The following is a 9,516-nucleotide window of genomic DNA, read 5'->3' on the forward strand; positions in this document are numbered from 1 at the left end:
AAAACGGTCTGCCATTAAAGACAACGGCAGAGTCAATAAACCCACCATTAACGCCACAATGCCACTGAGCAAACCTAATTGGCTATCGCTGAGCAACCACTCATTTTTAAGTAAAGGAAAGACTGCGTTTAAGACTTGCCTTGACATGTAATCTGAAATGAGCAAACCAAATGTCAAAGCAAAAACAAGCCATGCATAACGACGAGGTATATTGATTGACGTATCAACATCGCTCATCTGATCTGAATACTGATGTGCATTCATACGACCTCCTTGTATTTTTTATAATTTCTATTTAGCTAGTGCAGCAACGCACTTTAAAAAACAAAGCGAATAAGCTGCACTACATTTGAGGTCTACATTCCGTTAGACCTTGTCACATTAGTTACGCTGCGGAACACCCTTTTGCCCTGCTTTACGGTTGGGTGCCATACCATTTGCGATTAGAGTTTCTTCAATACTGTTGTATTGCACCCCAATACGATAAATTTCACGGGCTTCTTTTCCTGAGGCAATTTCACGGCCTAGTTCATGGGCAATCCGAACGGTTTGCTTAATTTGCTCTACAGATGAAAAACGGCGTCCATGATGATCAATGATCGTGTCTTCGTTACCCACACGGGCATGTAAACCCATTGCCATCGACATCGTATTAAAAGGCAATACATTTTTAAGCAGAGATTCTGATGTCAAAGTACATCCATCAGGTACGCGATGAATAAAATTAAAGAAATTAAATGGATTTGGACCATCAAAACCACCGCCGATTCCAATCCAAGTTAAGTTTAACGGCCCCATGTACAACCCTTTACGCACCATACGTTCTAGGGTTTCAAGACCATGCATACCGGTTAACTGAAAGTGCGGTTGAATATTGTTTTTGCATAAACGTTTAATATGTTCAGTTACCCATGCAGGCCCTGCTGGCACAGTCATCTCTGCATATGCTGCTTGAGTCGCAGGATGTGCCAATGATGTCCCTTCTAAATATTCAGGATAGAGCAATTCCATAATATTCATTTGTGTAGTGTTAATTGCCACCGTGACCTGATCGGGCTTTGGAGTGAGTTCAGCCAACATATGTCGGGTGTCATCACTTAGCCATAAAGCCGCTTCACCTTCACTCTCTGGTGCAAATGAAATCGAACCGCCCACCTGAATAATCATGTCAGGCACAGCTTCACGAACACCTGCAATAAGCTCATTAAATTTTGACAAGCGTTTAGAGCCTTTCCCATCAAGCTCACGGACATGTAAATGCAACACCGTCGCGCCTGCTTCATAGCACTCAACCGCTTTTTGTATTTGCTCATCCATGGTCACTGGAATATCTTCGGGAAAGTCTTCCGGCATCCATTCGGGGCCATATGGCGCAACCGTGATTACCACTTTTTCCATATTTTCTGGGTGCAATGAGTCGTCAAAGAATTGCATGTGCATCTCCTCATATATTTTTAGAATTTTCAATTAGATAAAATTATTAACCTATAGATTTAATAGGTTGCGTCACCAATAATGCCGGCCCGCTCCATTTTTCGGTGGCAAGGTGGATAATCCATGACTGCGTAATGTTGTGTGCTGCGGTTATCCCAGATGGCAATGCTGTTAGGCTTCCAGCGCCAACGCACTTGAAACTCTGGAATATAAGCTTGAGAAATTAAGTAACGCAGTAGTTCAGCTGCTCCCGGATTGGCATCTTGTCCAAATCTGACTCGGTCTTTGGTGTGATAGTTACTGAAGTGGGTTGTGAACGCGTTGACGTATAAAATTTTCTCGCCCGTTTCTGGATGAGTACGTACCACGGGGTGCTCCGCATCGGGAAACTTTGCTTTTAAGTCCAAGCGTTTTTCAAGCGGCATAGCCGCACCAAAACTCGCTTCTATGCTGTGGTAGGCACGTAAGTCTGCAATCTTATCCTTAATATCATTGGGTAACGACTCATAGGCCATCACCATGTTAGTCCACATGGTATCGCCGCCTACAGGTGGGCATTCAACACAGTGCAACACGCATCCCATCGGTGGAACCTTGCGCCAGCTTGCATCACTGTGCCAAGCATTTTCATAACGATCGACAGGACTTTCCGGATGTTTATAAATCTGCACCAAACCCGGATGATCAGGATGGCTGCCTACCGCAGGATGATCTTCGAGCTGTCCAAATTTTTCAGCAAATGCGACATGATCCTGACGGGTTAAATGCTGATCTCGTAGAAACAACACACGATGTTTAAGTAATTGTGTGCGAATTTCAGCAAATAATCCATCATCATAAATCGCATCAGCAAGTTTGATGCCACTGAGCTCTGCACCAATATTGCAAGTTAACTGTTCAATTTGCATAAGAAATCCCTTCAAATTACAAAGATTGATGAACCTATTGTTTTACGTGCTTCCAAATCACGATGAGCTTGCACGGCATCCTTTAGCTCATAGCGCTGATTAATTTCAATTTTGATTCGTCCATGTCGAACATGATCAAATAATTCATTTGCCAGTTCTTTCTTCTCGGCAGGATCTGCAATGTAATCTGCCAAAGCTGGACGTGTGACAAACAATGATCCTTTCACGGCGAGTAATACTGGGTCAAAAGCAGGGATTGGACCAGACGCTGTTCCTACGCAAACTAACAAACCACGGCGTTTGAGAGAGTCTAATGAACTCATGAAAGTCGCTTGACCGACACTATCGAAAACGACATTTACACCAACGCCGCCTGTTAACTCACGTACGCGTTCGGCAACATTTTCATGGCTGTAGTTAATGACATGATCACAACCATGAGCTCGCGCTACGGCAGCTTTTTCTTCTGAAGATGTGGTACCAATAACAGTCAAGCCAAGTAATTTAGCCCATTGAGAAACGATCAGCCCAACACCACCAGCGGCGGCATGTAATAAAATTGAATCGCCCGCTTTAAAGTCATAAATGCGGCGCATCAGATAAGCAGCGGTCAGCCCTCTCATGGTCATGGCTGCCGCTGTTTCACAAGAAATTTCTTCGGGTAATTTAATTAAAGCATTTGCTGGAATTAGACGGTGGGTACTATATGCACCTAAGGTATTTAAAAAACCTGTATAAGTAACTCGATCACCGACTTTAAGCTGAGTGACTCCTTCGCCTAAAGCTTCAACGACACCTGAAGCTTCGACGCCCATGCCATTAGGCATTGAAATTTGATAGGTTCCATTACGAAAATATGTATCGGCATAATTTAGGCCGACTGCCACATGACGTAGGCGTACTTCTCCAGCTTTTGGATCTCCTACTTCTACATCTTCATAGCGCATTACTTCTGGCGTTCCTGTTCCATAGAAACGTATAGCTTTCGTCAACGTCATGTCCTATTCCATATTTTGGTTTTTTATTGAGTGCCTATAAAAGCAATAACCAAAATTACAACAGTTAGGATAGGGGCCACTTTACATTTCACGACACAAGCTTAACGTTTAATGACAAAGGATATTCCAAATATTGCTAAAGAATACTCCCAGCAATTGCAGCAGACTTATGTAGATTGGCGCTATTCGAGTTTTTATTTTCGTTTAAGCTAAAACTGACTGCCTCTTTTGCATGAATGGTGGTGGTATCAAATAAAGGAACCGAGAATTTAAGCTCACCAATCAACATACAAATTTCAGTACAACCCAAGATAACGCCTTGGGCGCCTTCAGCTATAAGCCTCTCTATAATAGCGATGTACTGTTGCTGAGAATCTGGGTTGATCACACCTAAACAAAGTTCTTCATAAATGATGCTATGAACTATCTTTCTATCGGCTTCATTGGGAATAATTACTTCAATTCCATAATCCTGCAATCGAGCTTTATAAAAATCTTGCTCCATTGTAAAAGCTGTTCCTAACAGTGCAACTTTACCAATGTTTTGACTCAAAATTTCTTTTGCAGTTGCGTCAGCGATGTGTAAAAACGGAATCGAAATTGAATCTTCAATCTGTGTAGCAATTTTATGCATGGTGTTAGTACACACCAAAATACAATCTGCCCCTGCTTTTTCTAAATTTTGTGCTTGCTCAGCTAAATATGCGCCAGCTTCTTGCCATAAACCCTTCGCTTGCAAGGCTGCTATTTCTTCAAAATCGACACTATTAATAATGACCTTAGCAGAGTGTAATTTTCCTAATTTACGATGAACCATTTTATTAATTTGTTGATAATAAAGTGCTGTAGATTCCCAACTCATTCCACCTAATAAGCCGATTGTTTTCATTATTGAATCCTTCTATTTATTCAAAACTTATCTATATCTCTTATGGGTAAAGCACAGCTAGAATAAAATTGCTTTTTTTGATACTTAAAACTTTAAATGAAGTTAAAATATTTTGAGTAAATTTATACTTGATAGAAAAGATATGAATATTGATATATTTAATGATAATTATGAACACATTGGGATTATTGATAAAAAATTAGCCCACCAATTAGGTCTATGGCATAGGGTGTTTACTTGTCTTGTATACAACCCATCAACTCAATATGTTTATTTTCAGCTTAAAAATTCTGATAACTATACTTTTGATAGAAAAAATTTTCTTGATATTTCTGTTGGTGGACATTACGAAGCAGGTGAAACCATTGAACAAGGAATAAGAGAGTGTGAGGAAGAGTTAGGAATTAAAATAGAATTCAATCAACTTATCCCTATAGGAATTCGACAGACTGCTTGCCATATTGCAGAAAATTATATTGCAAATGAATTTCAACATATCTTCTTACTCCCTTTAAATATTAAATTATCTGAGCTAAAACCAAAAGATAATGAGGTAGTAGGATTTGTAGAAGTTCAAATATATGATTGTATTGATTTACTTCAACATAAAGTTAATACAATACAAATAAAACAGAGTATTAAAATCAAAGAAGACTTATGGGAAATAAGTAGCGGAACCATTACATTAAAAGACTTTCCTCCAAATTATTTAGCTATTGATAAAATAATAGAGAGACTGCTCATCGCAGCTACGAGACAAATTTCTGGCGAAAATAGAGACAATATTTATTGGTGAGTTAAGAGTCAATTTAAGGGAAATTTATTCATGCTTATATATTTTATAGGTCCGGGAGGTGCGGGAAAAACAACACTAGCCAAGCAGTTTTCTAAAGATTTTAATGCTATCTGCTATGATTTAGATGAACACTTTATGTTTAAAATAGGAAATATTTCTCAATTTATAAACACATATGGGTATGAAGAATATGCAATTCAAAATATTGAGTTGTATCAGAATTTAGTAAAAAATATAGACAATAATTTAATCAATATTATTGTGTGTTCATCAGGGTTCATGACTTATCCAAATGAACTCATAACTAATTACCGCGAAATAAAGACTCACATTGAAGATCATTATTTAACGTTTTTGGTCTTACCTTCTTTCGAGTTAGAAATTTGTGTAAAGGAAATTGTAAATAGACAGCTACAACGCAAGTATTTAAACGGATCCGCCACAAGTGAAGAACATAAAATTAGAAATCGCTTCCCTTTATATATAAATTTAAAGTGCCAAAAAATCTTAAATAATGAAGCACCTTCAAAAATAGCATTCAAGCTATATAAACAAATTTTTTAATGAGAACTTTATGTTAGAGACAGAACGTTTAATTCTACGGCCATTTCTTGAAGTAAACTTATCTATTCTAGAAAACAAAGCTTAGCTTAACACCAAATCATAAAACATAAGAATTCACGCAAACTTCACGACCAGCTCTTTAATTTAATCTTATAAAGTTGGCTCGGATATAAATATGAAAATTATAACTACAGCCCTAGGGCTGATTGCCTTGGCAGGTTTAACAGCGTGTAAAAGTATGCCTAGCTACTCAGGCGACTACGGTAAAGCCGAACAAAAAATTACTGGAATAGAATTAAATGACCAACAAGCGCTAGATATTGGCAATCGTTTTGTTGCCGCATTTAATACACTTGGCACCCCTTCTTTTGTGAATAACGCGAGTCATCTTTACGCTGATCAACTTTATATCAACGATACACTCTCGCAGTTCTCTCAGAAAAAAGATCTGATTAAGCATTTTGAAGGCATGAATGCCCGAGTGAGTAATGTCACTGTAAAACTCATTAGTGCAACTCATCACCAAGATACAGCCTACATTCATTGGTACATGACCTATGACTTTAAAATGCTAGGCCGCTCAAAAACCATGGCTTCTTATGGAATTAGTCAAATTAAGATTAATGAGCAACAAAAAATTATTTTCCAGCAAGATTATTGGGATCCGGCAAATGGCCTTTACCGTTCTTTACCAATATTTGGAGGAGTATATAAATGGGTATTACCGTTCAAAAAAGTCGAATCTTGATATTTCTGGGAATCTTAATCGTATCTCAAGCGAATGCGGCTGAACTAAAAAAATGCAGTTCAGCTCCTTTAATGGTGACGAGCAAAAAGGTGGGAAATGTCAGTTACTTTGCTGAAGATTGCTTAAAAAATTGGCAAAGCCAAAGTATCAAAATGGAGTTTAGCTATAACCGCGATATTCCCGAGTGGGCATTTAAACGCGCAGCAACCCACTTTTTGAAGAAAAATGTTAACGGCTTTGATGCAAAATCCCCCCTTAATCATATTAATGAACTATATCGACCAATTAAGAGTGGAGATCTTTACAGTCTCTACTACCAACATGAAACTCAAAAACTAGAACTAAAATTAAACCAGAAGCTGATCGGTTCTTTAAATAATCCGAATGCAAATCAATATTTTAAAATCTGGTTTGGTAGCGAACCGTTTAATGCTAAATTAAAACAACAACTATTAAATTAATGGCTTAATAAAATCTCATGGGTAATCACTTTATCCTCATGGTTGAGGACCATTTTGAACTCGCAGCAACGGTCTGCGAATTTCTTGAAGTACATGGTTATGTGGTCGATCATGCACGTAATTTAGATGCTGCAAGGACTTTTCTTAAATCTCAGCATTATCACCTTTTACTGCTCGACATAAATTTGCCCGATGGCTCGGGTTATGACCTATGCAACTGGCTACGCACCGAACAAGGTGTTGATATTCCAGTCCTTATGCTGACAGCAAGAGATACTTTAGATGACAAACTTAAAGGCTTTACTGCTGGCACAGATGATTATTTGGTAAAACCTTTTGATTTTAACGAACTAGTGATGCGGATTCGTGCATTAATAAAAAGAGCAGCTGGTGAAGTTACTCATCATAAAATTCAGATTCACGACTTAATTCTTGATAGTGCAACTCAAACCGTGGTTCGTGCCGGAAATAATATTGAGTTACCCCCTATTCAATTTAAACTCTTAAAAATTTTGATGCGTCAGTCTCCAAAAGTGGTGACTAAACAAGAACTGATGATGGAGCTATGGGGCGACGAAGAACCTGAAAGTGATGCATTACGCAGTCACATCTATAACTTAAGAAAAATGGTTGATAAACCTTTTGACCCTAAACTATTACACACAGTAGCAGGTGTCGGTTTAAAAATTGCTTTAGACAGTTCAGTAAGTTAACTCAAATAGACCACAACAATTAAGCCCGTGGTCGGCTCCAAATCGAGTTCAGGATGAGTGGTTAAATAATATTGTCGATCAAACAACTCGACTCGCCATCCTAATTGTTTACAAAGCTTTTGTACCAATTGCAAACCAATTCCATGGCCTTTAGCCTTTAAAGAGAGTTGTGAGTCGCTAAGCTCTTGTACTTTCACATCGTTAGGTAAAGAAATTCCAATTCCATTATCTGCAATAATTAGGCTGTTTTTTTGTTGAATGATGTCGATTTTTGAGCCTTGAGAATAGTTCAGCGCATTACGTAAAATATTGCTTAACACCATTTGTGTCATAGAGGGATATAACCAACGCGGCTGTTCAGAAAGATCGGGTTGAATATGAATATGTATGCCCTTACTCTCGCTGACCGCATCTAAACTTTCGACTAAATCCCTCACAATTCTGGATAAAAAATTCTTTTCTGATGGTAAGCTTTTTACTGTATTACGTGCGATTGCCAGTAAGGTATCGACTAATAACTGCATATCTTCAATTGTATTATGAAGTCGAACTAGGGCTTTATCTTCTCCATACTTCGCCTGACAAAGTTGCACATTACCCTTTAAGATTGTGAGTGGAGTACGTAACTCATGACTCACATCTCCCGTAAATTCTCTTTCACGTCGAATAAAATCGCTTAAAACCTGATGATATTTTTCCAAAGCTTGTTTGAGATATTCTGCTTCCATATTGCCATTGGTATTAATATCTTTAAAAGGAGAAGCTTGGGTGTCTTGATGTGCCCAATCAATATTTTCTAAAGCATTCGCTAAACGCGTAATTGGGGAAAAATAGCGTCTTGCTCTTCGGTTTGACCACCATAAAAAACTATATAAAACAGATAAACTGAACATGAGTGGAGCAAGTCCAAATAACCAGATCAGCTTATTGACATTACTTTCGCCAAATACCAATAGAACATGCTGACCGTTATGCTCACCATAGACCGTCATGCGTTCTTTACCATCAACAAATACTCGGTGCACGCCACTTTCTAAACGCATGTCTTTAAAAGGTTGAGGTGCGACCTGTGTATTCCACCGATATCCATATAAATTTTTGGTATCAGGTAAATCTGCATTTGGATTACGTTCGATGCGTAACCAGTAATGTTCCATTTCCTGCTCTAAAGCAGTTTTAAGTAAAGAGCCTTTAATCACCCAAGCACTACAAGCCAACCCGACCACGATCGATAATGCAATCAGACCAATCTGCAACCAGTAATATCGATTGAACATTTGGGCTAATGGATGACTCGCTTTGCCATCGTTTCGAGTTTTTATCATATCTTTATCGCCGGGATAGGCTGTAGAAATTACAATGCTCTCTTTTTAAATAAAAAGTGACCAATGATCCATTCTTGTCCTTGCTCAAAACCGAATAGCTCAGCACAAGCCATGAAGAAAATACGCCAGCGTTGCCACCAAATATTGGCATCTTTTCCATAGATTTTTTTAAACAGTGGTTTCAGTTCGACTTCTTGGTTATCCATATTATCAAGCCAAGCATTTGCCGTTCTCATATAGTGCTCACCCGACCACTGCCACTGTTGAGCCAACTCTAAATGCTCTTGAAAATGCAAAAAAGTGGAAGTCGATGGCATTAAACCGCCCGTAAAGAAATACTTGGACATCCAATCATAATCTGATTTCACTTCAAAAGGATAATGTAAAAAGCGATGGCAAAAAATATGACACCAGAGTAAACCATCTGCTTTTAACCAGCCCTGAATTTTTTCAAAAAGACGTTGGTAATTACGGACGTGTTCAAACATTTCAACCGACACAACACGATCAAACTGCGCTTGGTCTAATTCAAGTACATTTACATCACAGGTGAGCACTTCAACATTGGTTAAACCTCTCAACTCTGCTTGCCCGAGAATATACTTTTTCTGAGTTGCAGAATTTGAAACAGCTGTAATCTGTGAGCGTGGATAGTTTTCTGCCATCCACAAAGTTAAAGA

The 9,516-nt window shown here is 38.5% G+C and carries 11 protein-coding genes and 1 pseudogene; 5 read left to right on the forward strand and 7 right to left on the reverse strand.

Features of this window, described 5'->3' with window-relative positions; translation table 11 throughout:
• From UC75_RS20390 to UC75_RS06205, 5 genes and pseudogenes are all read right to left on the reverse strand, one after another.
• Positions 1–264, reverse strand: a pseudogene (locus UC75_RS20390) (multidrug DMT transporter permease); the annotation flags it as partial.
• 117 nt (positions 265–381) lie between these two features.
• Positions 382–1,434: a 3-keto-5-aminohexanoate cleavage protein gene (locus UC75_RS06190; protein ID WP_004791385.1), complete on the reverse strand. Its 1,053-nt coding sequence runs from the start codon at positions 1,432–1,434 to the stop codon at positions 382–384.
• 59 nt (positions 1,435–1,493) lie between these two features.
• Complete coding sequence (locus UC75_RS06195) at positions 1,494–2,342, reverse strand: TauD/TfdA dioxygenase family protein (RefSeq protein ID WP_049837032.1); 849 nt, start codon at positions 2,340–2,342, stop codon at positions 1,494–1,496.
• 11 nt (positions 2,343–2,353) lie between these two features.
• Positions 2,354–3,340, reverse strand: coding sequence for a quinone oxidoreductase family protein (locus UC75_RS06200; protein WP_049837033.1), 987 nt, complete (start codon positions 3,338–3,340; stop codon positions 2,354–2,356).
• Positions 3,341–3,476: 136 nt separating this feature from the next.
• Positions 3,477–4,229 carry an aspartate/glutamate racemase family protein gene (locus UC75_RS06205; protein ID WP_049837034.1) on the reverse strand — a complete coding sequence of 251 codons (753 nt, stop codon included), beginning with the start codon at positions 4,227–4,229 and terminating at the stop codon, positions 3,477–3,479.
• 142 nt (positions 4,230–4,371) lie between these two features.
• Between UC75_RS06205 and UC75_RS06210 the strand changes: the two genes are divergently transcribed.
• The 5 genes from UC75_RS06210 to UC75_RS06230 all read left to right on the forward strand — a co-directional run bounded on the left by UC75_RS06210 (position 4,372) and on the right by UC75_RS06230 (position 7,511).
• Complete coding sequence (locus UC75_RS06210; RefSeq protein WP_049837035.1) at positions 4,372–5,025, forward strand: NUDIX hydrolase; 654 nt, start codon at positions 4,372–4,374, stop codon at positions 5,023–5,025.
• Positions 5,026–5,055: 30 nt separating this feature from the next.
• Positions 5,056–5,589 carry a shikimate kinase gene (locus UC75_RS06215; protein WP_049837036.1) on the forward strand — a complete coding sequence of 178 codons (534 nt, stop codon included), beginning with the start codon at positions 5,056–5,058 and terminating at the stop codon, positions 5,587–5,589.
• Between the two features lie 175 nt (positions 5,590–5,764).
• A complete protein-coding gene (locus UC75_RS06220) occupies positions 5,765–6,337 on the forward strand; it encodes a nuclear transport factor 2 family protein (protein ID WP_049837037.1) in 573 nt (190 codons plus the stop codon).
• Positions 6,304–6,798 carry a chalcone isomerase family protein gene (locus UC75_RS06225; RefSeq protein ID WP_049837038.1) on the forward strand — a complete coding sequence of 165 codons (495 nt, stop codon included), beginning with the start codon at positions 6,304–6,306 and terminating at the stop codon, positions 6,796–6,798. The genes UC75_RS06220 and UC75_RS06225 overlap by 34 nt, the downstream gene beginning before the upstream one ends.
• A 17-nt stretch (positions 6,799–6,815) precedes the next feature.
• Positions 6,816–7,511 (forward strand): response regulator transcription factor, encoded by a 696-nt coding sequence (locus UC75_RS06230; RefSeq protein ID WP_049837039.1) that lies wholly within the window; start codon positions 6,816–6,818, stop codon positions 7,509–7,511.
• Here the strand turns inward: UC75_RS06230 and UC75_RS06235 are convergent.
• Together UC75_RS06235 and UC75_RS20395 are read right to left on the reverse strand one after the other, a co-directional pair.
• Positions 7,508–8,836: a sensor histidine kinase gene (locus tag UC75_RS06235; protein WP_049837040.1), complete on the reverse strand. Its 1,329-nt coding sequence runs from the start codon at positions 8,834–8,836 to the stop codon at positions 7,508–7,510. The genes UC75_RS06230 and UC75_RS06235 overlap by 4 nt on opposite strands.
• Positions 8,837–8,865: 29 nt before the next feature.
• The coding region (locus UC75_RS20395) for a class I SAM-dependent methyltransferase (protein ID WP_228137127.1) at positions 8,866–9,516 on the reverse strand (651 nt) is incomplete at its 5' end.

This window comes from Acinetobacter sp. V2 (genome assembly GCF_001188385.1).
Lineage (GTDB): Bacteria > Pseudomonadota > Gammaproteobacteria > Pseudomonadales > Moraxellaceae > Acinetobacter > Acinetobacter oleivorans.

What these genes read in the sequence shown, in the direction of transcription:
- UC75_RS06190 (WP_004791385.1), bottom strand. Translation starts at nt 1,434, where the DNA reads ATGCAATTCTTTGACGACTCATTGCACCCAGAAAATATGGAAAAAGTG.
- UC75_RS06195 (WP_049837032.1), bottom strand. Translation starts at nt 2,342, where the DNA reads ATGCAAATTGAACAGTTAACTTGCAATATTGGTGCAGAGCTCAGTGGC.
- UC75_RS06200 (WP_049837033.1), bottom strand. Translation starts at nt 3,340, where the DNA reads ATGACGTTGACGAAAGCTATACGTTTCTATGGAACAGGAACGCCAGAA.
- UC75_RS06205 (WP_049837034.1), bottom strand. Translation starts at nt 4,229, where the DNA reads ATGAAAACAATCGGCTTATTAGGTGGAATGAGTTGGGAATCTACAGCA.
- UC75_RS06210 (WP_049837035.1), top strand. Translation starts at nt 4,372, where the DNA reads ATGAATATTGATATATTTAATGATAATTATGAACACATTGGGATTATT.
- UC75_RS06215 (WP_049837036.1), top strand. Translation starts at nt 5,056, where the DNA reads ATGCTTATATATTTTATAGGTCCGGGAGGTGCGGGAAAAACAACACTA.
- UC75_RS06220 (WP_049837037.1), top strand. Translation starts at nt 5,765, where the DNA reads ATGAAAATTATAACTACAGCCCTAGGGCTGATTGCCTTGGCAGGTTTA.
- UC75_RS06225 (WP_049837038.1), top strand. Translation starts at nt 6,304, where the DNA reads ATGGGTATTACCGTTCAAAAAAGTCGAATCTTGATATTTCTGGGAATC.
- UC75_RS06230 (WP_049837039.1), top strand. Translation starts at nt 6,816, where the DNA reads ATGGGTAATCACTTTATCCTCATGGTTGAGGACCATTTTGAACTCGCA.
- UC75_RS06235 (WP_049837040.1), bottom strand. Translation starts at nt 8,836, where the DNA reads ATGATAAAAACTCGAAACGATGGCAAAGCGAGTCATCCATTAGCCCAA.